The organism is Desulfobacula sp., from assembly GCF_030145145.1.
Taxonomy (GTDB): Bacteria; Desulfobacterota; Desulfobacteria; order Desulfobacterales; family Desulfobacteraceae; genus Desulfobacula.
In genome coordinates this window covers 37,974-61,645 of the sequence record NZ_JAQYWD010000015.1, presented here as the reverse complement: position 1 = coordinate 61,645, position 23,672 = coordinate 37,974, and the positions used below count along the sequence as shown (strand labels likewise).

The following is a 23,672-nucleotide window of genomic DNA, read 5'->3' as shown; positions in this document are numbered from 1 at the left end:
AAGCCTCATGGCGGTTATCCTTTTGTCAAAATAATAGCTGCCCGGGGGCATTCTTGAACACAAATGCCACATCCTTTGCAATAATCATAATCGATTTTTCTTTGTTTTTGTTCAGCATCCATATGGATCGATAAATCCGGACAATAGTCATAACAATTGTAACAGAAGGTGCATTTGCCGCATTTAAAGCATCGCTCGGCCGATAGTTGAGAGTCTTGTTGGGTAAAAAGATTATCAGGGAGTGAGGGGGTAATACGGGGGGATTTTTTTAAATATGCAGGGTTGAGATCCTGAAACTGGACCACTTTATGGGTCCTGGGGATTTCTGATACCGATGGGTTCAATTGGTAGGTTTCCATGGATAATGAACCCATCCTCCCCAGGGATAGTTGCCGGATTTGCTCAGACGAGAGGTTATTAATCGACATGTCCAAAACCAGGGCGGCTTGTTTTCCCGAGGCGATTTTACGGACAATGGATTTGCTGTAATCGGCATCACTATCATTTTTGCCACCCGCTATAATAACAGGATGGTCAGCCAGAACAGGTGGGTTGCCAGCCTTGATACGACTGAATAACGCTCGTGTTGAATAGACATTCTTAAGGCTTGACGTCCCCATTTCGACACTATCTGAAGCCCATGCCTTTTGAGACACATAAACCGCATTGAACTCTTTTGCAAGATTTTCAATCAGGCAATCGTCTTTTGGCGTGTCCGTTCTAAGCTCAACTCCCAATGACATGATCCGTTCAACTTCTTGTTCGATAAGTTTACTTGACAATTTGTTTTCGGGTGCCATCATGAAAATCTCAAGATCAGGCCCTGATTCCATCATCGTCACCTGATGTCCTAAACAGGCAAGAAAATATGCGCATGAGAATCCGGCAGGGCCACTCCCGACCACAGCCACTTTTTTTCCGCTAGTTGCCTTGAGACGCTTTAAGTTAAAGCCGGTTTTTCCATGCGAATGGGCGATATATTTTTCCAGATCTTTTATGGAAACCGCCTGGTCGAACCGCTCCCGGTTACAAGCCTTCTCACAAGGATGAAAGCAAATTTCCCCACAGATTCCCGGAAATGGGTTTTCCTCTATAACTTTACCATAGGCTTCTTTCAGTTGATTGTTTTCCACAAAGGACATCGTAACAGGGATATCTATACCCAGCGGACAGACCATGGTACAGGGCGCAAGCTGTTCAACAAAAACAGGAGTTTCAAATCGCCATGATCCTGTTTTAAAATCAATTGTGGATTTTGTTGCTGCAGCCATTGGGGGAGCATTATTGGTGTCGTGATTCATCTTAAAACCTCCTTTATCCTTCCATAGGCCGTTTCAGCAGCAGCGACATTTTCTTGCTTTTTTATGGGTGCAAGATCTCTGGTTGCCGCTGCAATCGCATCAATATCGATCAAGTTTGATGCGCGGGCAAAGGCGCCTATCATCGCCGTGTTCACGATGGAAAAGGAAGTGGTCTTAAGGTTTAAGCCTTCGGCAATGGCTGTGGCATCAACACGAAATGTTTTTTTAAAACCAGAAATATCAAAAAAGGATAAATCCTTAGACGCGTTTAACAGGATTGACGTGTTTTCAGTTGCGCCACCCATGATCAATGGATTTTCCAAGAGTTGGGGATCAAAAAGAATGATCCAGTCCGGATGCTGGATACCGCACCGAAGTGTGATTTCCTCGGAATCTGATCGCATAAAAGCCGACACAGGTGCCCCCCTGCGCTCTGCACCGAATGACGGGAAAGCCTGAACTGAAAGGCCCTTTTTAAATAGTGCTGTTGCCAATATCTGGGAGGCCAATACCGCTCCCTGTCCGCCACGTCCTGATATCTTCACCTCAATCATGATGTTGATTCCTCCCTTTTGTTAGACAAGGCCATAAGTTCAGACCAGCGGCTATCGATATCGGTCTGAATTCTGGGATAAAGGTCGGTTGACATTTGCCTGAAGCGTCCCTGGGCAGTCAGGTATTGCGCTACCGGTATCTTTTCCTCAAACACGTTCATTCGATACTCTTTTCCATCAATGACTTCAAAAAGAGGGAATGCCCGGGAGAGAACGGCTAACCGGCCCACAGTGACGGCGTCTTTTGCTGGAAAAAACCACCCTGTGGGACAGGGAATCAACACATGGATAAATTTAAATCCCTTTGTTTTTTTTGCTTTGCGGATTTTTTCTTGTAAATCCATGGGATAAGAGACACAAGCCGTGGCCATGTATGGGATCTTGTGGGCAGCCATAATACCGATTATATCCTTTTTATCACGGTTTTCCAGTGCAGGTGGTGGCGTGGTGGTGGTCAGTGTTCCCAAAGGCGTGGCTGAACTTCTCTGAACTCCGGTATTCATATAAGCCTCATTGTCGTAGCAGACATAGATGATATCATCATTTCGTTCAGCTGCCCCGGACAAGGACTGCAATCCAATATCAAATGTCCCGCCGTCTCCTGCCCATGCCAGAACATGGGTGTTTGTCTTGCCCATCATATCCAGGCCAGCTTTCAGGCCGGACGCTGTAGCGGCAGTCGTACCGAATGAGCAATGGAAAAAGGGTAATTTGGATGTGGTCGTGGGATAATATCCAGCCACCACTGATCCGCATCCTGCAGTTGTAACCACGACCGTGTTCTTTCCGAGAACCTTTGTCACATGGCGATATGCCATGGTCAACCCACAACCCGGGCATGAGAAACTTCCGGGATAAAACATCTCGTCTTTTATTTGCATTGTTTCCATTTTTATGCCTCCATCCAGATGGTCCCGGGTTGGGCTTTTTTTTGTTTTAGAACCTCACAGACCAGACGATCCAGATGATCCACAGTGACATCTACGCCCCCTAAACCGCCGATTACACTGACGATTGGAATCTGGTCTTCACTGCCATAAAGGCTGGCTTTTATTTCCTGTGAAAAAATACCACCGCTTCCGGGTGACAGATTGCGATCAATGACAATCGCCTTTTTAAACCCTTTGAGCGCTTCTTTTAGGGCCTCTTTGGGGAAGGGCCGGAAAAATCTGATCTTGATAAGACCCACTCCTTTTTGCTGTCCTTTTTCTTTGATATAGGCTTTAACCGTACCGGCCATGGTGCTGTTGGTAATAATTACCAGTTCCTGATTTTCCGGTTTAATCGTTTCAACGGCTGTGTATCGCCGGCCAAATCGTTGGTAAAACTGGTCACAGATTCGATCATGTTCAGTTAACACATTGTCCATATCCGCTTGAATGCGCTGCCTGAATTGATACAGTGCTTCGGAACTCACCCCACCGCCAAATGTGGCTGGGGCGTTGGTATCCATAAAGTATTGAGCATCCCGGGGGGGAAGAAATAAATCCACCTCATCCTGGTCAGGAATGTTAACGGCTTCGGAATAATGGGATAAAAGGAATCCGTCCATACAGATAAAAATGGGCAGAATAACAGACTCTGCCAGTTTATATGCAATCAGAATCGTATCCAGGACCTCCTGGGCTGTTTCACAGTAAATTTGAAGACACCCTGTGTCCCGTTGAGAAAGCGTGTCATTATGATCAACCCCAAGGGACCAGGGCGAGGCCATGGAACGGTTGACATTGACCAGTACAATGGGCAGTCTTGCCCCGGAAGCCCAGTGGAGGAGTTCATGCATCAGTGCCAATCCCTGGGAAGATGTTGCTGTGAACACCCTAGCCCCTGACAGTGAGCCGCCGATACATGCTGCAAAGGCAGACGTCTCGGATTCCACTTTGATATAGCGGGCCTTTAGACTTCCATCAGCTGTGTATTCAGCAAGCTTCTCACCAATGCTGGTCTGGGGGGTAATGGGATAAGCGGCGATGACCTGGGGCCTGGCAAGTTTGGCTGCTAAGGCTGCGGCTTCATTTCCGGTTATAAGTTTTTTCATCATTGAACCTCAATTGATATGAATTATTAAAAACCACCTAGGACAATACATTCAGGCCTTCTCATTTTTGATCAATCAAAAAAAGAAGGAAGGACAAGAGAGATCCATGGTACATAAGTGATCAAAAATAAAACGCTGTAAAATATTAACATAAATGGCAATACAGACCAGGCAACCTCTAGAATGCTTTTTTTTGTAATACCTGAAGCGACAAACAGATTAACGCCAAAGGGTGGTGTCAAAAAAGCCACTTCAATGTTGATTACCATTATAATGCCGAAGTGAATCGGATCGATTCCAAACCTTAAGAGCAAGGGCTGGAATACCGGTCCTAGCACTAACATGGCAGAAACGATATCCATAAAACAGCCCATGATGAGCAGTCCAATGTTAACAAGAAAAAGAAAAAGATACTTGTTGTCAATATATTGTAATAAAAAATCGGCGATCCGCAAAGGGATCTGGTCGACACTGAAGTAGTATGAAAGAACAGAGGCATTGGCAATAATAAACAATAGCATTGATACTGTTAGAAGCGACTCTTTCATAAGGGGCATCAAATCCATGGGTTTCAGACTGCGATGGATCAACATCTCCACAATGAGGACATAGACAAAGGCCACAGCTGCGGCCTCCGTAGCCGTGAAGATACCCGTGTAAATGCCGCCCAGAACCAGTATGGGCATAAAAAGGCCCCACATACCATCTTTCAAGGCATCCTTGATTTCGGTCAGAGAAAGTTGGCTTTTGGTGCGCCATTGATGTTTTCGGGCCTTTATATATGAATAGAGTATCAAAGCGCCGCCCAGAATAATTCCAGGTAAAAATCCCGCCATAAACTGTTTCGTAATGGAAACCCCCATAACCACTGCCCAGATAATCATGGGAATGCTGGGGGGAATCATAATCCCTAACGCTCCGGCCGAGGTCAGAAGTCCCACTGAAAAGCGAGAGCTATAACCGCTTTTAATCAGGGCCGGGATCATAATGGAACCGATTGCAACCACCGTGGCAGGGGAAGAGCCGGAAACAGCGGCAAAAAAAAGGCAGATCAAGACAGATGTAATGGCCAATCCCCCTGTGAAACCACCCACAAGGGACTGCCCGATTCTAATCAGCTTGGTGGCAAGCGTACCCTTTGTCATAATGGCACCTGCCACAATGAAAAAGATGACCGCTTGAAGCAGATCATGTTCCGACCCCTGGAACAATTGTTGAAAAACTGCCTGGGTGGGAACCTGGGTCAAGACAGCCACACAGGCCATGGCGAATATCCCCATGACTGCCGCAAGGGGGATGCCCATGATCATAAAAAGCACAAGACCGGTAATAATGAATGCCACCGTCATGATGAAACCTCCCTGTGCTTGTCATTTAGAAAGGCTGCCATGTGGTTAAAACTTTTGATCAGGCTTCTGATGCAGATCAATCCCATACCCAGGCAGACCATTACGTAAAGATAGTGTTTTGGGATTCTCAGTGTGGGGGTGAAATGCGGATGTTTTGTCATGAGCATGACAAGATTCATTCCAAAATAAATTATGAATCCTGAATAAACAGCAATAATAATGTGATTTGCTGCCTCCAAAAGGTTGAACAACGGTTTTTTGACAAAATCTTTCACCACACCCACGCAGATATGAGAGCCATATTTAATACCAAGACTGGCCCCAAAGAAGGTTATTAAAATAACTTCATAATGAACCAATTCATCCAACCAGGTAATGGCTGAGTGGAACACGTAACGCATGATGACCTGAAAAAATACAGATAATCCCATTTGCAATATGATCAGACAAAGGATGGTTTCCTCAATCTGAACAAGCGTCTGCATACCTTTACGCATTGTCTTTTAACTCTCCATAATTAAGCACGAGATTGTTTTTTTTATAAGTCTCCGGAAATTTCAAGAGGGGGCACAAAAGGATGCCTCCCTCTTGACGTCTTGTTTTTACTGTCTTGTTTTCTCCAGAAATGCCACTGCTTCATCAAAAAGTTCAGGACCGATTTTAATTCTCCATTTTGCATACAGATCTTTCTGGGCGTCTTTAAATCGAGACAATTCTTTATCTGATATTGTATTAATTAGAATGCCTTCTTTTTCCAGGTTGGGTATAACCCCTGTCCTGTCTTCCTCTCGAATTGTGGCAGTGTGCCATTTTGCAGCCTTATCCATCCCATCTATAACAATTTTTCTAAGATCTTCTGGAAGACTCTCGAGCCATTTTTTACTTGCCACATATATCATTGGATTGACAGCCATCTTGGCAATGGATACATATTTTACTGCTTCATAAATTTTCGCATAATAGCATTCATTGGGTGTGATATCGATACCGTCAATGACGCCTCGCTGCAGCCCGCTAAACACTTCCGGCCAGGGCAGAGTAATGGGCTTTACACCCATGGCTTTATAGTTGTCCAGAAAAAGTTCATTAGGGATACTTCGCCATTTATACTTTGCCATGTCTTCAATTTTTGTAATCGGACCTTTACGATTGAGAAACGCTTTAAGCCCATGATCCGCTACGCCCCCCATGTACAACCCCTTTGGAGAAAATGCAGCAGCAATTTTTTCGCCAATTGGACTGTCCAAAAGCGCATACATCTCATCTTCACTATTGTAGAAATAGGGCAATGAGGTCAAGGCAATCTCAGGTACAAATTCTGTCATAGCCGGACCGGCAACGGATACCATCTCCAGAGTTCCCACCTGGAGGGATTCAAGCATCTGGATATGGCTTCCCAATTGTCCCCTAGGGTGAGTGGAACATTTGATACGTCCATTGGATTCTTTTTCAACATACTTGGCAAAAAACTCAGAGGCTTTGTGCTGGGCATGAATTGGGGGGGCAACATGGCCGAATTTCATTCTGATCACATCAGCACCCCAGGCCTGAGAACAAATCAGACACAAAACAGATATGCCTGCAATAATTCCTGTCATTTTTTTCATCACTCGCTCTCCTTCTTTGATTAAATTAATTAAAGACTCCGTTTTAAATCACACAGCAGCCCACCATATCTATCACTGTTCATCCCGAAGGAAGAGCAATGCATAACCAGATTTTATCATTATCCCATTGTTTCCATAGCCATACCTTAAGACTTTATTCATGTTCAAATTTTATTGACTCTTAATATATTGATTATTGGTCGAACATGTTTTTGGTTTTCCAAGTCAACCAGCTTCTCTAAAAATAATTCAGACTTACTCTGTCCAACAACAGGTGAGGCCAAAGAAATAAATTTATTGTGGATCTCCTGCCTGGAAAGTGGATTTAGAGTGTCGCCGAGACAATCCATGATTTCATGAGACAATTGTCTGCCGTCAAAGAGTGTCAGAGTTACTCTGGCCGGATATTTCTCAGGACGCAATTGCTCGTAATCGGAAGAATATACCATTTTTACTTTTTCCGCCAATTCAGCGATCTCCGCCATTTGAACAAGATCTTCGGTTAATGTGTTTGAATTAATTTCACCACGTATCAGCATGACAGCAATAAGATACGGAATCGAAAATCTCAAAGCTTCCAGATTGGCCGGAGCTCCTGAGCCGGCATGGACAGCAGCCTTGAAGCTGATTACTTCAATATGAGATACTTCTTTGGGGTCGATTTTAATATTTTGAATGATTGTTTTTAAAGCTTCAAGAGCCGGGTGAGTAAAACGACAGGTAGGATATGGCTTGAAGTAATTTTCAGTTATTTCATATTTTTTCCCCAAAGCTTCATCCAGAATTCCCGGTTTGAATTCATCGGAAACAAATCGAGAAAAGGTCATTTTCAAACTGTCAGAATCTGCCCTGATACCTGTTTCAAAAAATAGATTTGCAATAAGTCCTGTCAAGTTTGCAAGACCTGCAAAGGTACAAGATACATTTTGACCCACAAATGAATTCTTTACATAGGAAGAAATGGCATAGGAAGAAGCAATATTGGCAATTTGGCAAAGCGATTCTGGGTCCTTTTGGTGAAGCGATCCAACTCCGAGAGCAGATCCGATGACACCCCAACTTCCTGTTGGATGCAAGCCTTTTCTGATTGAAGATGCCCGACTGATACGGCAGGCCACTTCATAGCCAATTATAAATCCTTTCAAAAGAAGATCACCGGATAAATCCTTGGATTCACAATCAGCAAGCATAGCCGGAACAATTTGAATAGCCGGGTGACCCATTGCCTTAGAATGTCCTTCCTCATATTCTGAAGTTGAGCCAGCCATACCATTTATCAATGCTGCATGGAACGGATCAAAGGATTCACTCCTTCCTGGACAAGTCGCTCCTTGCCCCAAAGGACCAGATGCTGCCATGCGCTTGGCGATTTTTTTAATTTCCTTATTCCCAGCGCCCGCGATAATCACTCCAATGGTGTCGATCAGGACCAGCCTTGCATGATCAATGACGTGAGGGGGTATATCCTTCAGGTCTGTCTTCACTATAAATTGACAAAAAGTTATTAAGTGATCTGAAACAGGCAGGGTCTTTTCTGATATTTTGTTTGCGACCATGCGATGTCTCCTTTTCTATAATTTTATTAATGACTATCAAATCTATAAAGCAACTTGTATACATAGTGTATTGTACAAATAATTTGGTTTGTCAAGGGTTAAAAAATAATAACCAATTATAAATAAATTCCATATTTTCAATACCTCTCACCGATAAAAAATACTTGACTAATCATGTTATCTATACAATACAAACTGTATACAAAATATTTATTAGTTAATTATAAGTGGAAAAAATGGAAAAAAAACCTTTAAAAGATAAAGTTTATAAAATCCTGAGGTATGATATTTTAACGGGCAAGATTCCCGGAGGGACACATATTACGGAATCCAGTATTGCAAAACGACTGAATGTCAGCCGGACACCCGTCCGGGAAGCCTTTCAAAGACTCACCCAGGAGCGATTGATCACATCACTGCCAAGGGCCGGATATATTGTTGAAAGTTTGTCAGATGAAGATATTCAGGATCTTTTTTCTGCCCGGTTTGATATTGAACGGCTCATAATAGAAAGAGCTACCCAATATATCTCAACGGAGGAGCTTCAGATAATGGGGGAGAATATCCAAAAATCAAAGGCCAGCATTAAATTAGACAACTTTGAGAAGATGACAATCTTGGATATTGAATTCCATTCGATTATTTATAAAGCGTCAAGAAGTAAGGCATTATATAGAATATGCGTTAATTTAAGTGACCTTACATTAAAATACCGTTACGGCCTGAACCTTGAGAAAGATTTGTGGAATGAGGTTATTCACAATCACAATAATATTTATCAGGCACTTCTCGCAAAGGATCAGGACAAGGCGATACAAGCACTTACAATTCATGCCGAACAGGTCAAAGTTCACCTGTTGGAACTCCTGAAAAAAGTGAGGTCCGAGTCATTTTCGAAGGGTTAACTGTCGGCTGAAATGAAATAATTCCCAGGACAATAGATGCACCATATAAAATAATGTCCGCCCCCAACGAAAGTCAAGCGTCCTGATCACCCTGACCATCACCCGATCCATTGACACAGGAACAGTCTGGGCGATTCCCCTGTGGTATGTTCAGTGCCATTTTTGCATACCACAACACGGTAGCTTTTCTGAAAGGAATTTCCCCTTTAATTTGCTTTTTATTTCAGTGGCGGCTCTCTTGTTATTGAATATTCCTATGAGGGTTTCATTTTTTAAAGGAAATTTCGATTTGATTAAATTTTTAGATGCGGATAATGAATACCCCATTGAATTTGAAATAAATATTTGATGATGAGGATTTAAACAAAGGAGAAAAAAATGAACACGGGTTACCGCATACTTAAATTGACACTGATCCTTGTAATGGTGGTTTTGCAGGCAGGCTTCTGCTTTGCATCCGGTCTTGATGTCTTTAAAGGAGAAAACCGGGTGTTGCGGATTTCCGGTGGTACCGCCCATATTCCGGTCATGAAAGAGGCGGCCAAACGAATCATGACGGTTCATCCGGATATCCAGATCACCATTGCCGGTGGGGGATCCGGGGCCGGGATCAAGCAGGTGGGAGAGGGCCTTGTGGATATCGGCAATTCCGGCCGGCAGGCCACGGAGGCAGAAGTCGCAAAATACGGGCTTTCCATGGTTAAATGGGCCATTGACGGGGTGGCAGCAGTGATCCATCCCAAAAATCCGGTGCCGTCTCTGACCGGCCAACAATTGCAGGATATTTTTGCCGGCAACATTACCACCTGGAAAACCCTTGGCGGTGATGACAGGCCCATCAATATCTATACCCGGGACAAGTCCAGCGGCACCCGGGAAGTGTTCTGGAAACGGGCCCTGAAAAAGGGAAAGATTTCTGACAAGGCCCATTTTGTGACATCAAACGGCGCCATGAAGTCAGCCGTGACAAATGATCCCTATGCCATTGGATATGTTTCCGTCGGATATATTGATCAAACGGTTGCCCCGGTGACACTGGACGGCGTGACCCCCAGCCTGGAGACGGTTAAATCCGGAGAATACACGGTTGCAAGGGGACTTTACAGCAATACAAAAGGGGAAGCCACCGGGCTTACTCGAAAATTTATGGATTATCTTCTGAGTCCGGAAGGTCAGGAAATTGTCGTGGAGAAAGGATTTATTCCGGTTAATTGATGCCGTTTAAGGAAAAATTAGCCCGGAGCCTGTTTTTTTTGGCCGCCGTCCTCAGTGCGGCCGTAACCCTTGCTGTGCTGGGTTTCATGATCGCGTTGAGCCTGCCCGTATTAAAGAAAGCCGCCCTCTGGGATATACTGTCGGCCCCCTGGTCACCGGACCATGGGCAGTTCGGTATTTTGGCCATGATTGTGGGCACCCTTTGTATTGCGCTTTTCAGTTTATGTATCAGTTTTCCGTTAAGTCTTGGGTGCGCCCTTTTTATAGAAGTGACCCGGCCGGGCGGGCCGGGAAAGGTGTTAAAAAAAATCGTCCAGCTCATGACCGCCATTCCCACGGTCATCTATGGGTTTGTGGGCGTGTTTTTGCTGGTGCCCATTGTCCGGGAAATTTTTGTTTACGGCTCTGGGATGTCCATCCTGTCAGCGTCCCTGATGCTGGGGCTGTTGATTTCACCCACCATGATCCTGTTTTTTTCCCAAAGTTTTGCCCGGGTCCCCCAAAGCGATTTGAACGCTGTGGATGCCTTGGGGGGGAATACGGTTCAAAAATTATGGTATGTGATGTTGCCCCATGCCTGGCGCGGCATATTGACAGGTATTATTCTGTCCTTTGGACGGGCCATGGGGGATACGCTCATCGCATTGATGATCAGCGGCAACTCGATTGCGCTGCCGTCTTCTGTGCTGGATTCGGCCCGGACCCTTACGGCGCACATTGCCTTGATCATTGCGGCGGATTTTGACAGTATTGAATTTAAAATCCTTTTTATCTGCGGGATTACCCTCTACGGGATGACCAGTTGCGGTATCCTCCTGGCAAGGGGTTTAGACAGGAAACCGCGCTGATGACAAACGCTTTCTGGGATAAATTGCTGGCGCTGTTTTCATGGGCCTGCGCCCTTTTGCTGGTGGGTGCGGTTTCTGTGATTATCGGGTTTTTAGTCGTTAAGGGATATCAAACCATTCACCTGGAACTGATTTTTTCCACTACCCGGCCCCTGGATGCCCTCCTGTTTAAACAGCAGGTGTTTGACGGCCTGTTCCCGGCAATGGTGGGCACCCTGTTTCTGGTGGTCCTCTCCATGGGATTCGCACTGCCGGTCGGGCTTGCATCTGGGATCTTCCTGGCAGAGTATGCCCCGCCCAGGGTAAAATGGATTTTCAGCCTGCTGTTTGATGTCCTTGCCGGGATACCATCTATTGTGGTGGGGCTTTTCGGGTTTTCCATCACTATATTCCTGCATCATTCGTTCAGTGATCGGATTTTCCCCTGCCTGTTGATATCTTCTCTATCCCTTTCGTTTCTTGTGTTGCCCTATATTATCCGGACAACCCAGATATCCCTTGAAAGCCTGCCCTTGCAGGTACGGTTGACGGCGCCCTGTCTCGGGGCAACCAAACTTGAAAATATTTTTCTGGTGCTGTTACCGTCATCCCTGTCCGGTATTGTCAGTGGTATTGTCCTGGCCATTGGGCGGTGTGCCGAAGACACGGCCGTCATCATGTTGACCGGCGCCGTGGCAACGGCAGGGGTTCCCAGATCAATTTTTTCAAGTTTTGAAGCCCTGCCGTTTTATGTGTATTATATGGCATCGGAATATGCCGATCCGCTGGAACTGACAAAGGGGTATGGTGCTGCTTTAATCCTGTTGATTCTCTGTGCCGGCCTGTTTGTGGTTGCATACGCAATTAAAACCAGGCTGACCTTGAAAACACCGTATCGGTTTTAACCCATGATGGAAAAAGAAATAAAAATACAAACAAAACACCTGTGGTTTTATTATCATGGACGGACCATACTGGAAAACATTCAGGTTGAGATTGAAAAGAATGTGATAACCTCCCTTATCGGGCCCTCAGGCCAGGGAAAATCAACGTTTCTCATGACCCTTAACCGGCTGTGGGAAAACATTGATGGTGCAAGGGCAAAAGGCAGTGTAGACATTAATTTCGGAAATGGGTTCGAAGATATCTATACGGTTCCGGTCTCCCGGTTGCGGCGGCAGGTGGGAATGGTATTCCAGGTGCCGAATCCCCTGCCCATGAGTATTTTTAAAAATGTCGCGTTCCCGTTAAGACTCATGGGAGAAAAAGATCAGATCCGCATTGCTCAAAAAGTGAGAGATGCTTTAGAACGTACCTTTCTTTGGGGGGAGGTGAAAGACAGACTTTCAGAAGATGCCCGGACACTTTCCGGTGGTCAGCAGCAGCGGCTTTGCATGGCAAGGGCCCTGATTTTAGAACCCCAGGTCCTGTTGCTGGATGAGCCCACTTCCTCCCTGGATGAAACATCGGGCAGGGTAATCGAAGACCTGCTCCTGGACTTAAAACGAACGTGTACCATCGTCCTTGTGTCCCACTATATGGATCAGGTAAAACGAATAGCGGACAATGGGCTTGTTTTAACAGACCGTCAATTAAAACAACATTAACCCTTGTTTGCCGGCAGGGTGAAGAGGAGCGCATATGATACAGATAGAGATTCCCGGATTCGGACATAAGACCATCGAACATGTGGTTTTTGATTATAACGGCACCCTTGCCCGGGACGGTGTCCTGATCAAGGGGGTGAAAGCGTCAATGAACCGGTTTTCAGACACGGTCAGGTTCCATGTGATTACAGCGGATACGTTCGGGTTTGTAAACAAAGAACTGGAGGGGATTGACTGTGCCTTGACCATTATCCCGGAAAAAGACCAGGCCCGGAGCAAACTGGATTATCTCCAACAGCTTGGCCCGGAAAAAACCCTTTGTGCGGGGAACGGATCCAATGATCGACTGATGCTCAAGGCGGCCTGCATCGGTATTGCTGTATTACAGGAGGAAGGTCTTTCCTGCGATTCTTTGCTGGCCTCGGACCTGGTGATCAAGGATATTTTAGATGTGTTTGATTTTTTCCAGACCCCGGAGAGACTGATTGCAACCTTGAGAACATAAGTTCCGATTATGCGACTATTTTATCGTTTCGATTATGCCTCACCCCCCTTTTTTCCAACAGGCCTGGGAATAAGTATTTTATATTAAAGTGTAATTTTTAATGGATGCACTTCATCCCCATTGGCACGTCCATTGCAAATACGTATCGATTGATTCACACCCTTATCATTATTTTGGAGGATTCAAATGGAAAAGATACTTATTGTTGGATGTAAAAAGGCAATGGATGATGTTTGTATCGGATGCAGCAGGTGTATGGTGGGATTTAACAGGAGAGAAGGTGAATTTGCCGCCTATAAAGATCAGCAGGCAGAGCTCATCGGGCTTTTAAATTGTGGGGATTGCCCGGGAGCGACCATTGTTACCCGTCTGGCCCAGGTCAATTTGTGGAACAAGCCCATGGATGAAAAGGTGACAAAAATCCATGTGGGCCCCTGTATCACGGATCATTGCCCGTACAAGGACGTGATCATTAATAAAATTAAAGCAAAATCAGGGATTGAGGTGATTGAAGGTGCCCATCCCTACAAGCCGGATAATATTTTCGCTTAGGGTCTTCCCGGTCGGTTCATACCTTATGATTTTAAGACCTTATGGATGACGATGAGCACCAGATAGACGGCACCGCTTAAGACAATGATGGCAGGTCCGCTGGAAAGGCTGAAGGCATAGCTGATCCCAAGGCCTGCCCATGTAAAAGCGGCACACAATAAAATTGAAAAGAGCATCATCTGCCACAGCCGTTTGGCATAAAAGGAGGCAATGGCAGGGGGGATGGTCAACAATGCAATGACCAGTACGATCCCCACCACCCTGACCAGGAGGACCACGGTAAGTGCTGTGAGGATGAGCAGCAGCAGGTAGAAAAAAGTGGTGTTGATGCCCCGTAAGGCGGTAAACTCATTGTCAAAGCAGACACTGAAAAATTGGTTGAAAAAAAGGATGGAAAGGCCAAGAACGATTGCATCCAGACATCCGACAAATAACAGGTCCTTACCTGAAATTAAAAGGATATCGCCAAACAGATAAGAAGACAGATTGAAATACCCGGGTGTCATATCAATGAGCAGGATTCCCGATGCCATTCCCACGGCCCAGAGGGTACCGATAATGGTGTCTTCCCTTTCTTTTGCATGGAGACTGACAAGTCCGACAATCACGGCGGCAGTAATCGCAGCCAGTACAGCACCAAGGATTGGATCAAACCAGGTAAGCCCAGCGTTTACCTGGAGAAAAAGCGCCAGTCCGATACCGCCGAAGACTGAATGGGAAATGGCTCCGGCCAGGTATCCGATCCGTTTGATGGTGACAAAGGTGCCGATGATGCCAAAAGAGATAGCGGCTAACCCCCCCATGATAAAGGCATACCTCAAAAACAGGTTGTCCGGATCCATGATGGCCATCGCCACATCAATCATAAATATGCCCTCGCTCATTGCACAATTGGTCATGACGGACCATTTTTTGATCGCCATTGTAAATATCTTTTATCAAGGACCCGTTGATCAGGGTTGTGGGGTGAATGACCACCCGGCGGTTCACGCAGATGACATTCTTAACATATTTTGAAACAAACCCGAGATCATGGGACACCAGGAGAATGATCATTTTTGAGTTCAGTTTCTGTAAAATGGAAAACAGGTTTTCTTCTGTCTGTTGATCCACATTGGCGGTGGGTTCATCCAGCAACAGGATGTCCGGGTAGCTGCACAGGGCCCTGGCAATAAGGATTCGCTGTTTCTGACCGCCGGAAAGTTCATTGAATTCTGTCTTAATATAGGCGGTCATCCCTACTTCATCAATGGCAGTTAAGGCTTCTTTCCGGTCTTTTTTTGAAAACCACAGGGTTGTTTTTGACAGTCGTCCCATGAGAACCACATCCATGACAGTGGCGGGAAAATCCATGTCCAGGTGGGCATACTGTGGCATATATCCCATCCGATGCCTTGCCTGGTCCGGCGCTTTTCCAAATATGCGGATTTGGCCTTTGTCCGGTTTGATCAGGCCGAGGATGAGTTTGAGAAGGGTGGTTTTCCCACCGCCATTGGGCCCTACAATGCTGGCAAATTCTTTTTTTCTGATTCGAAGATTGACATCATCAAGAATTTTGCGTTGCTTGTAAGCAAAAGAGACGTTATCTATGAGGATTTCAGGATCGTCGTGCGCTTTCATTTATTTTTTCAATGCCCCGATTATGGTTTGAGCCATTTTATCCATGTTGACCAGGTAATCATAGGCAAGGGGATCAATGGTCACTACTCTACCGTTTATGGCCGATGCAATTTTTTGGGCGGCATTCCGGTCAAACTGGGGCTGGGCAAAAATTACCCGGGCGTTTTGTTGTTTCGCCAGTTTGATAATGTTGGAAAGCGTTTTGCCCTTGGGGGTTTTTCCCATGGTTTCAATGGCCACCTGTTTCAAGCCATACGCTTCTGTAAAATACCCAAAGGTGGGGTGGAATACAAACAGATTTTTTCCCTTTAACCGGCTGAGTGTCTTTTTTAACCGGCTGTCCAGGGTATCAAGGTCTTGGATAAACCCGTCATAATTTGTTTGATACGTATCCTGATGATCCGGATCCAGGGTTGAAAGCGTCAGAAATATGGTATGGGCCTGTTGTTTTACCATTAACGGGTTCATCCAGATATGGGGGTCTTTCCCCATAAGGTCTCTATCCTCATGAAGACCGGTTCCCTGGCCGTGGTCTTCTTTGCCGTGACCGTGGGGGGCCATTGTCCTTAACACAATGCCCTTGCGGGTATCCACAACCGTTATCCCGGCGATGGACGCTATTTTGTGCAGCATACCGTTTTCAAAGGGGACACCGATTCTGAAGTACACATCAGATGCGGCAAGTGTTTTTATCTGATCCGGAGAGGGCGCGTAGGTGGCAGGATTTTTTCCCGGTTTTACCAGGACATCCACCTTAACATGGTCCCTGCCGATCCTGTCGACAAAATATTTCTGGGGCAGTATACTGACCTGAACTTTTACAGGGGCCATTGCAGAACTGTTTAAAGGCAGAAGAAAGATCAGGGCAGCTGTCACAAGGACACCATATGTCATCAAAAATTTCATTGTTCTCCTTTAAATGGTTTGTTTGCAGATCAGCGGTATTGTAAACGGCATGGTATGATCTCCGTTTTTGGTTTGTATTTACTCACCTTGCGGACGTTAGTTTTAAAAAAACGGCATGCCCCAATGCCGCTATTTGATACTATATCCATGCCGGGGGTGTCAATGCATAAAGCAAGCAATCCCCCATACCCTTTGCCGGTAAGGTGATTTAAAGGCTACTCCCTGATTGCATTAATCATAAAACAAGATAGATCACATTTGACGAAAGGCAATATTTTTATTACATTGAACCTAATATGGTCGGGAATATGAACATTCCCGGCTTTGGGTAAGGAAAAACAAGATGATGGACAGGTGTGCATGCAAATTTTAAATCCCTCCCGATGGTATCTTCACCCTGTTTTTATTTTTGCCTGTTCCATTTTTGCCCTGGCCACCATCCTTGTGTTGACGGTCAGTTGGTATATGGAGATCACTTCGGCCCTTGAGGTGATTATATTAAAGTTTCATATTGATCCCCAATCGATTTTTCCTTCAAAGACCGGGATGACCATGCTGGTTTTAAGTGCGCTGATTTCAGTGGTGTTGATCGGTATTCTCCTGGCATTTATCTATTATCAGAAGACAGTTAATCTTTTCAGGCTTCAGCATAATTTCATTTATAATTTCACCCATGAATTGAAAACCCCGGTGACCTCGTTGCGGATTTATCTTGAAACCTTTATCCGGCATCCGCTGGAGCCTGCTGACATTAAAAAATACAGTCAAAACATGTTGGAAGATATCAATCGGTTAACGGAAAATATTAATAGTATTCTTAACCTTGCCAGGATTGAAAGTCAGAACTTTGGTTCAGAAGTGACCCGGGGCAGTCTGGTCAAACTGGTGGAAACGTTTTGCGAAAAAAATGCCTCTCTTTTTCGGGATCTGGACATTAAGATTGAAAATCAATCCGACAACCAGATGAATTATCCGGTGAACCTGTTTTTATTCGAGATGCTTTTGATGAACCTTGTTTCCAATGCCATAAAGTATAATGCATCAGATGCACCAACGCTGGTCATCCGGTTTAAAAGCTTTATCCAAAAAGTGACCATTGAATTTATTGACAATGGGATCGGTGTTGATAAAAAAGAGGTAAGAAAAATTTTCAGGAAGTTTTACCAATCTGACCGGGAGCATAAAAACGATGTCTCAGGTTCGGGGCTTGGGCTCTACCTTGTCTCCAGTATTGCCATCATCCATGGGTGGAGAACATCGGTTTCCAGTCAGGGAAAAGGGAAGGGGGCAACGTTTAAAATCACCATTCCAAGAGCAAGCATTGCCAATGTCAGGGAGAGGAAGTTATGGAAACGATTGAAAAAAAGCGTATCCTGGTCATAGAAGATGAAGTGCACATTGCAGACGGGATCCGCTTGAATCTTTCCCTCCAGGGGTTTGATGCAAAGGTTGCCCCGGATGGTATTGAGGGGCTTGAGCAATGGCGATCCTGGAAACCGGATTTGATTATTCTGGATATTATGCTGCCCATGATTGACGGGTTCTCCATTTTAAAAACCATCCGGCAGGAAGATGAAAAAATTCCTGTTCTCATCCTTTCTGCCCGGGGGGATACAAAAGATAAAGTCAAAGGACTTCGATACGGCGTGGATGATTACTTGTCAAAACCCTTTGACCTGGAAGAGTTTCTCTTGAGAGTGGAACGGTTAATCAAAAAAAAGACATGGTATGCAAGCAATAAAAGAGACAGGAAACCCGGATATAAAATGTTTGAAGGGGAATATTATGATTTTGGTGATAACCATATAGATTTTGTCTCTTTCAAGGCCCGGTGTGTTGCCGGTGAGATCGTTTTAACAGAGCAGGAAATTGTATTGTTAAAGCTGTTTATTGCAAACAAGGGAACGCATTTGACCCGGGAAATGCTGCTGACTGCGGGGTGGGGATATTCAAGGGGGACGTCCACACGAACAGTGGACAATTTTATTGTCAGGTTTAGAAAATATTTTGAAAAAAATCCCAAAAAACCGGTGTATTTCATCTCCAGGCGGTCAGTTGGATATATTTTTGATCATGACGAATGAGGGGGAGGATCTGATACCAGGGACAAGACATACCCATCAAAAAAGGTTGAATATACTGTCAGGTCGATTTTTTTATGGTTATGCCGGATGTCATTGTTGATGACCTCCACCTTGTGCAGGCTCTCATTAAACCCTCGTTTGATATATTTTAAATAGGCTTCTTTGATGGTCCAGTTTTTGAGAATATGGGCAGCATCATCTTTTAAATTCAATATTTCCTCGTGGGTAAAGGCTGTTTTTAAAAAAAAGACATCCGGTTTTTTTGCAATTTTTTCAAGATCAATGCCAATGGTCTGTTGTTTGTTTCGACTGCATGCCACCGCTGTATACTCGTTGCTATGGGACAATGAAATCGGGATATCGGGGTCATGTGTCAGAAAAGGCGCCCCTTCATCAAGGGTTGAAAGGGTGATACCATCAAGGGCGGCGTTCCCCAAAAAAAGGTGTTGTATCATCTGTTTGATCAAATACCGGCCACTTATCCATTCGACCTGTTTTTTAAGGGCTTTGAAATTATTGAGCGTGTTGATTTCATCCGGGCTGAAAATCGGTTGGAAAAACTCATTTTGTTTAAACTGCTCATTTTTTGGCGGCCTGAAATGATGGTATTTGCTGCCATTTAAAATCCATTGAAGGATCATGGGTATCTGGCAATACCAGATGATCACCCCGGGTGTTGGAGACAGGACGGTTATGGGGAGCTTGTTTTTGAAAGATGACATTATTTTTTTTTTTTCTTCTGCAATAGAAAATGGGGAATAAACCGGGGATCAATATTTTCAGGGGTAACCGAATCATATTCCGTTTCAAGTTCATGGATCAAGTCTGTCAATACCGTAAGGAACGGTGCGGGCAGATCTGTTTCTGTCATACCGGTTGCTTCACAGGTCCAGATTATCAGGTCATTTAACGGAATGTGGTGTGTTTTGTCCGCATCTGATGGTGAAAAAAGGGCCACAAAGAAAGGTTTGAACAGTTCCGTATCAATGGGTTCAAGGGTTTGTGCCTGGTGCAGACGGTCTTTTGCCCAGAGGGTCAGGATCAGCGTTTTATACGTTAAGATACCCGCTTTAAAAGACTTGATATCCACAGAAAGTTTTCCCAGAACCGAATCCAGGGCAATGACCTGTTCCAGGGCCCTGTCCGTGGATAGAATGTCTGAAAGGGCTTTGAAATTTCGGTATGCAACACCCGAGGCATAATTATCATAATACATTGGCCGGTCAAGAAACAGGCCGCCAAGACTGCCCAGGAAATCTTCCCCAAGGAAACTTAAGGGAAGGTTGTTGGTGTTCATGAAGCTGTGCTTAAACCAGTTGAGGGCTTTTGTCTTCAGCTTGATACCAGCCCTTGAACCGGTTCTGAAAATATCTTCAAGGAAATATTCCTGAATAATATCCCGGGCTCGCTCCGGTTTCAGGTCGCGTTTCAGGATGACTTCAAGGCCGAGATTCAGATAATCGCAGGCCTTTAAAATCGCCCGTTCAAGATCTTCCTTACTTTGCAGTTTGATGTTATCTGCAGAGATGATTTTATTGATTAATGCGGCCAGTTCGGATTCAAGACAAAGGATAAAATCCAAATCAAAGAATTCCAGAGATTTTACAAACAGATCATCGCCTTTGATAAACCGGGAAAAAAATTGGGGGGGTAATGGGATGTCAGGGTCAAACGGTGCGTGTTTAAATGCATCATCACGGGGTCGTTTGCGAAGAGAAGACAGAGGGGTGGGCTGATAAATACCCATGGCTTCATGGGTGGGTAAAAACCCTTTTTCAGCCAGACGCAGGGTTTTCAGGCGGAATTGTTCTTCTTCGGTTTCAGCCGGCAGTACAGCGCAGGTTTCCAGCAGCAGGCCGTGAAAAACCGACAGATCCATTTGGGCCACGGCGTTGAGCATTTTTTCGATCAAGTCTCCCGCATCTCCTGTTTTTCCCTGCCCTGGCGGGTCGTCTTCCTCCCCGCTGGTCCCGGGTCTGTCAGGAAACCTGAAATAAAATTTGTCATCCAGGGTGATATAATCATCAAAATCTTCCGGGGGCAGGTCATCATGTTCCCGGACAAAGATCTCCATATTTTTTAACAGGTAAAATTCAAAAAAATCAGGTTTTTCCGTGATGGCCCATCGCAAAAGTCTCTGGGGATCAGCCTGGAACAGCAGATCAAAGGTCTTTGTCATACGATCAAGGTCCAGCCGGTCTTTTTCCCAGACCTCCACATCCAGGATATATTCCCATTGTTCTGATGTGGCCATGGACAAGACAGGAATAAAATCATAGGGTCCGATTTTGTGCATGAGATAGTAAAGATCCTGGTCAGGGAAAGATTGTATCAGGGTGGCTGGTGAAGGCGCATCAAGGATCAGATCCAGGGCTTTTTCAGATTCACTGACAAGGATCTCATGGCGCACCGTCCGAAGTTTCATTTCTTTTTGTTGAAGATTGGCAACCCTGTAGTCTGTTTTATCGTTCATGGTGTCGTCCTTGCTATGTTTTCATGACAAATATGCATGTAATGGGATATTTCAGGAAAGTCCCTGAATTTTTCAAAAAAGGTCAATGCCGGTTTAAACCGGCCCGTATTCATCAGGCTGACGCCCATGCAGACGGATAAATCTTTGTTTTCAGGCCAATGGCTCAGCCCTTGTTCAAGAATTAAGATGGCCTTGTCAAACTGCCGTTGTTTTTGGTGCAGCATGCCCAATCCTAAAAACGCCCTGGCATCCGGGGCATAGGACAGAGCCTTGTCAAACAGCCATCTGGCAGTCTTGTCCTGGTTTTTTACCCGGGGATCAGCCGCATATTCGCCGTGGGAAAATGTCAGGGCCAGCCGGGACAGAAAGTCCGCATGATATGGGTATAATTCTTTTATATCCACAAGAGATATTTGTCGGGCAGCCGTATCCAGGGTATGGTAAAATTCAGATCTTAACCGGTCGCCAAAGGCTTTGACATGCGAAAAATCAAGGTCTTCATCCACTTCAAACCATGGCAGGTCTTCCACCTTCTGATGCCAGAAATCGTCATTTACAAGGCCTTTTTGAACCGCAGAACGATACAGGTGGGTTCCCGGAAAGATCACCAGCAGATAGAAGATGGCACTCAAAGGCTTGATGTCGGCCATAAGGTCAAGGCTGGCCTGTATGGTGGCATGGGTTTCTCCGGGGGATCCATAAATAAAGTAGGCCCGGGGCAGGATGCCATGGGATGCGGTCAGGGAAAAGGCCTGGATGATTTTGTCCGGATCAAGGGGTTTGCCAAGGCGTTTTCGGATTTTTTCAGATCCGGATTCCACCCCGAAACTCAGTTGGATGCAGCCCGCCTTTCGCATGGCCAAAAGGAGATCCGCATCAATGTAATCCACCCGTGAAATGGCGTTCCATGTGATGGACAGCTTTTTTTTGATGATACGGCTGCAAAACGCCATCACCCGCTGTTTATCCATTGTAAAGGTATCATCGGAAATATAGAAATGGGTGACCCCTTTTTCCGCCAGGCGTTGAATCTCATCGGCAAACCATTGGGGGGAATGAAAGCGTACGGTTTTGTCGCCCCAGAATTTGGGGGATCCGCAAAAGGTGCACTTGCCGGGACATCCCCGGGACATGGCAAGATGCTGATACGTGAAATAAAGCGACGGGTGAACCAGTGAGTCAAGTGTCTCCACCGGCTTTCTGGGCAATGTCTTGAACCGGGTGGTTCCGTTTTTAAAGACCAGACCGTCTATCTGATCAAAAGGCCCGGTGCGACTGGTTTCAAGTGTTGTTACCAGTTCCAGAAAGGTGATTTCTCCTTCGCCGGTAACAATAAAATCAATGTCAGGACAGGCAGTTAACAGGTGGTCGGCAAGAAATGTCGGGGTGGGGCCACCAAAAACAATGGTGGCATCCGGAAGGATGTGGCGGGCAGCCACTGCACATTCCATGGCATTCCAGCGGTTCGGGTTGGTCACGGAAAATCCGATAACATCCGGTTGTTCGGTTGCCACAAGATTTTTGAACACGCTAACCGGATCATCCTTGATCGATGCCAGGTTTAAAATTTTTGTTTCAAATGCGTTTTCAATTAGAAGTGCACCCATATAATAGAGCCCCAGGGGAACAATACCCGCATCTTCTCCAAAAATTCTGTGGTCCAGGCATGCCGGGTTGACCAGGAGGATTTTTTGTCGCTTTACCATGATCACATTTCCCCGGCTTCCAACAGCAGGGACTTGGCGTTGCCAAACCACTTGCAGAAACGGTCCTTTATAACAAGATGTTCAAAAGTATGGGGGGGCATGATTAATTTCCCTGGCATTCAACCGGCTTGAATATGGGCATGTTCATATCAATCCATGCTATAATTTTATCCATTTCATCTGCAATCTCCTTCAATGCCTTGCCCCGGTGGCTGACCTTCCCTTTTTCCTCGATGGTCAGCTGGGCAAAGGTTTTGTTCAGTTCAGGATAAAAGAACAAAGGGTCATATCCAAATCCATTTTCACCGACAGTTTTTTTCGTGAGAACGCCCTGGCATTCTCCTTCATAGGTTAAAGCGGCCCCGGTGGGAACGGCAATGGAAATAACACACTTAAATGCGGCATTCCGGTTTGCTTTGTTCTTCAGCTCATCCAGCATTTTTTTTACGTTGTCGGCATCCGTGGCATTTTCCCCGGCATATCGGGCTGAATAGACTCCCGGTGCGCCGTCAAGGGCCTCAACACAAAGTCCTGAGTCATCGGCCATGGCCGGATATCCGAGGACCCTTGCCGTAAACGAGGCTTTTTTGTAGGCATTATCATCAAAGGTATCTCCATCTTCAATGACTTCTGGAATGGGACCGAAATCATCCAGGTTTTTAATATCAATGGGAAAGCCTTTTAAAAGACTTTGGATTTCTCTTGTTTTTCCCTTGTTTCTGGTTGCAAGAACGATGATCTGTTTCAATGGTTTACTCCACAGTTATTGGGTTTGAATTGTATGCATAATATAAGACTCAGCCTTTGTTTTGTAAACCCTGTCAGGGCGTAAAAGTGTTCTCAGCGCTTAAAGAAATTTTAACATAT

Annotated in this window: 24 protein-coding genes; 9 read left to right on the top strand and 15 right to left on the bottom strand. The window is 45.3% G+C overall.

Annotation, left to right across the window (positions count from 1 at the left end):
- Nucleotides 1-14: 14 nt before the first annotated feature.
- The 8 genes from Q1Q15_RS10245 to Q1Q15_RS10210 all read right to left on the bottom strand — a co-directional run bounded on the left by Q1Q15_RS10245 (nucleotide 15) and on the right by Q1Q15_RS10210 (nucleotide 8,405).
- Nucleotides 15-1,301, bottom strand: coding sequence for a 4Fe-4S binding protein (locus Q1Q15_RS10245; RefSeq protein ID WP_300459215.1), 1,287 nt, complete (start codon nucleotides 1,299-1,301; stop codon nucleotides 15-17).
- Entirely contained in the window at nucleotides 1,298-1,855 is a 558-nt protein-coding gene (locus Q1Q15_RS10240; RefSeq protein WP_300459213.1) for a 2-oxoacid:acceptor oxidoreductase family protein, read from the bottom strand. Before Q1Q15_RS10240 ends, Q1Q15_RS10245 begins: the two co-directional genes overlap by 4 nt.
- On the bottom strand, nucleotides 1,852-2,745 hold the full coding sequence (locus tag Q1Q15_RS10235; protein WP_300459210.1) for a thiamine pyrophosphate-dependent enzyme: 894 nt from the start codon (nucleotides 2,743-2,745) through the stop codon (nucleotides 1,852-1,854). Before Q1Q15_RS10235 ends, Q1Q15_RS10240 begins: the two co-directional genes overlap by 4 nt.
- A gap of 2 nt (nucleotides 2,746-2,747) precedes the next feature.
- The gene (gene porA, locus Q1Q15_RS10230) at nucleotides 2,748-3,896 is read right to left on the bottom strand and encodes a pyruvate ferredoxin oxidoreductase (RefSeq protein ID WP_300459207.1); all 1,149 of its coding nucleotides are present in this window, start codon (nucleotides 3,894-3,896) and stop codon (nucleotides 2,748-2,750) included.
- A gap of 68 nt (nucleotides 3,897-3,964) precedes the next feature.
- The gene (locus Q1Q15_RS10225) at nucleotides 3,965-5,242 is read right to left on the bottom strand and encodes a TRAP transporter large permease subunit (RefSeq protein ID WP_300459205.1); all 1,278 of its coding nucleotides are present in this window, start codon (nucleotides 5,240-5,242) and stop codon (nucleotides 3,965-3,967) included.
- Nucleotides 5,239-5,739, bottom strand: a complete 501-nt coding sequence (locus tag Q1Q15_RS10220; protein ID WP_300459202.1) for a TRAP transporter small permease — start codon at nucleotides 5,737-5,739, stop codon at nucleotides 5,239-5,241. The genes Q1Q15_RS10225 and Q1Q15_RS10220 overlap by 4 nt, the downstream gene beginning before the upstream one ends.
- Nucleotides 5,740-5,844: 105 nt before the next feature.
- A complete protein-coding gene (locus tag Q1Q15_RS10215) occupies nucleotides 5,845-6,849 on the bottom strand; it encodes a TRAP transporter substrate-binding protein (RefSeq protein WP_300459200.1) in 1,005 nt (334 codons plus the stop codon).
- A gap of 164 nt (nucleotides 6,850-7,013) precedes the next feature.
- The gene (locus Q1Q15_RS10210) at nucleotides 7,014-8,405 is read right to left on the bottom strand and encodes an MmgE/PrpD family protein (protein ID WP_300459197.1); all 1,392 of its coding nucleotides are present in this window, start codon (nucleotides 8,403-8,405) and stop codon (nucleotides 7,014-7,016) included.
- A 236-nt stretch (nucleotides 8,406-8,641) separates the two neighbouring features.
- Between Q1Q15_RS10210 and Q1Q15_RS10205 the strand changes: the two genes are divergently transcribed.
- The 7 genes from Q1Q15_RS10205 to Q1Q15_RS10175 all read left to right on the top strand — a co-directional run bounded on the left by Q1Q15_RS10205 (nucleotide 8,642) and on the right by Q1Q15_RS10175 (nucleotide 14,016).
- Entirely contained in the window at nucleotides 8,642-9,310 is a 669-nt protein-coding gene (locus tag Q1Q15_RS10205) for a GntR family transcriptional regulator (protein ID WP_300459195.1), read from the top strand.
- Between the two features lie 378 nt (nucleotides 9,311-9,688).
- Nucleotides 9,689-10,525, top strand: a complete 837-nt coding sequence (locus tag Q1Q15_RS10200; protein ID WP_300459193.1) for a phosphate ABC transporter substrate-binding protein — start codon at nucleotides 9,689-9,691, stop codon at nucleotides 10,523-10,525.
- Complete coding sequence (locus tag Q1Q15_RS10195) at nucleotides 10,525-11,373, top strand: ABC transporter permease subunit (RefSeq protein WP_300459360.1); 849 nt, start codon at nucleotides 10,525-10,527, stop codon at nucleotides 11,371-11,373. The genes Q1Q15_RS10200 and Q1Q15_RS10195 overlap by 1 nt, the downstream gene beginning before the upstream one ends.
- Nucleotides 11,373-12,257: an ABC transporter permease subunit gene (locus tag Q1Q15_RS10190; protein WP_300459191.1), complete on the top strand. Its 885-nt coding sequence runs from the start codon at nucleotides 11,373-11,375 to the stop codon at nucleotides 12,255-12,257. Before Q1Q15_RS10195 ends, Q1Q15_RS10190 begins: the two co-directional genes overlap by 1 nt.
- Before the next feature lie 3 nt (nucleotides 12,258-12,260).
- A complete protein-coding gene (locus Q1Q15_RS10185; protein ID WP_300459190.1) occupies nucleotides 12,261-12,959 on the top strand; it encodes an ATP-binding cassette domain-containing protein in 699 nt (232 codons plus the stop codon).
- Nucleotides 12,960-12,993: 34 nt separating this feature from the next.
- The gene (locus Q1Q15_RS10180) at nucleotides 12,994-13,464 is read left to right on the top strand and encodes an ATPase P (protein WP_300459188.1); all 471 of its coding nucleotides are present in this window, start codon (nucleotides 12,994-12,996) and stop codon (nucleotides 13,462-13,464) included.
- 186 nt (nucleotides 13,465-13,650) lie between these two features.
- On the top strand, nucleotides 13,651-14,016 hold the full coding sequence (locus Q1Q15_RS10175) for a CGGC domain-containing protein (protein ID WP_300459185.1): 366 nt from the start codon (nucleotides 13,651-13,653) through the stop codon (nucleotides 14,014-14,016).
- 23 nt (nucleotides 14,017-14,039) lie between these two features.
- On the opposite strand, the gene Q1Q15_RS10170 is transcribed toward Q1Q15_RS10175, so the two are convergent.
- Genes Q1Q15_RS10170 through Q1Q15_RS10160 form a run of 3 tightly spaced genes read right to left on the bottom strand, consistent with a single transcriptional unit; the run spans nucleotide 14,040 to nucleotide 16,542 of the window.
- Entirely contained in the window at nucleotides 14,040-14,939 is a 900-nt protein-coding gene (locus tag Q1Q15_RS10170) for a metal ABC transporter permease (protein ID WP_300459182.1), read from the bottom strand.
- Nucleotides 14,875-15,636: an ABC transporter ATP-binding protein gene (locus Q1Q15_RS10165; RefSeq protein ID WP_300459181.1), complete on the bottom strand. Its 762-nt coding sequence runs from the start codon at nucleotides 15,634-15,636 to the stop codon at nucleotides 14,875-14,877. Before Q1Q15_RS10165 ends, Q1Q15_RS10170 begins: the two co-directional genes overlap by 65 nt.
- Entirely contained in the window at nucleotides 15,637-16,542 is a 906-nt protein-coding gene (locus Q1Q15_RS10160; protein WP_300459178.1) for a zinc ABC transporter substrate-binding protein, read from the bottom strand.
- Nucleotides 16,543-16,902: 360 nt separating this feature from the next.
- On the opposite strand from Q1Q15_RS10160, the gene Q1Q15_RS10155 reads away from it, so the two are divergent.
- Both Q1Q15_RS10155 and Q1Q15_RS10150 read left to right on the top strand, forming a co-directional pair.
- Nucleotides 16,903-17,925, top strand: a complete 1,023-nt coding sequence (locus Q1Q15_RS10155; RefSeq protein ID WP_300459175.1) for a HAMP domain-containing sensor histidine kinase — start codon at nucleotides 16,903-16,905, stop codon at nucleotides 17,923-17,925.
- Nucleotides 17,889-18,626 carry a response regulator transcription factor gene (locus Q1Q15_RS10150; RefSeq protein WP_300459174.1) on the top strand — a complete coding sequence of 246 codons (738 nt, stop codon included), beginning with the start codon at nucleotides 17,889-17,891 and terminating at the stop codon, nucleotides 18,624-18,626. The genes Q1Q15_RS10155 and Q1Q15_RS10150 overlap by 37 nt, the downstream gene beginning before the upstream one ends.
- On the opposite strand, the gene Q1Q15_RS10145 is transcribed toward Q1Q15_RS10150, so the two are convergent.
- From Q1Q15_RS10145 to Q1Q15_RS10130, 4 genes are all read right to left on the bottom strand, one after another.
- On the bottom strand, nucleotides 18,614-19,348 hold the full coding sequence (locus tag Q1Q15_RS10145) for a 4'-phosphopantetheinyl transferase superfamily protein (protein ID WP_300459171.1): 735 nt from the start codon (nucleotides 19,346-19,348) through the stop codon (nucleotides 18,614-18,616). The two genes, Q1Q15_RS10150 and Q1Q15_RS10145, sit on opposite strands and share 13 nt — an antisense overlap.
- Entirely contained in the window at nucleotides 19,348-21,099 is a 1,752-nt protein-coding gene (locus Q1Q15_RS10140; protein ID WP_300459169.1) for a DUF6178 family protein, read from the bottom strand. Before Q1Q15_RS10140 ends, Q1Q15_RS10145 begins: the two co-directional genes overlap by 1 nt.
- Entirely contained in the window at nucleotides 21,096-22,805 is a 1,710-nt protein-coding gene (locus Q1Q15_RS10135; protein ID WP_300459166.1) for a radical SAM protein, read from the bottom strand. The genes Q1Q15_RS10140 and Q1Q15_RS10135 overlap by 4 nt, the downstream gene beginning before the upstream one ends.
- A gap of 103 nt (nucleotides 22,806-22,908) precedes the next feature.
- Complete coding sequence (locus Q1Q15_RS10130; protein ID WP_300459165.1) at nucleotides 22,909-23,553, bottom strand: XTP/dITP diphosphatase; 645 nt, start codon at nucleotides 23,551-23,553, stop codon at nucleotides 22,909-22,911.
- Between the last annotated feature and the right edge of the window lie 119 nt (nucleotides 23,554-23,672).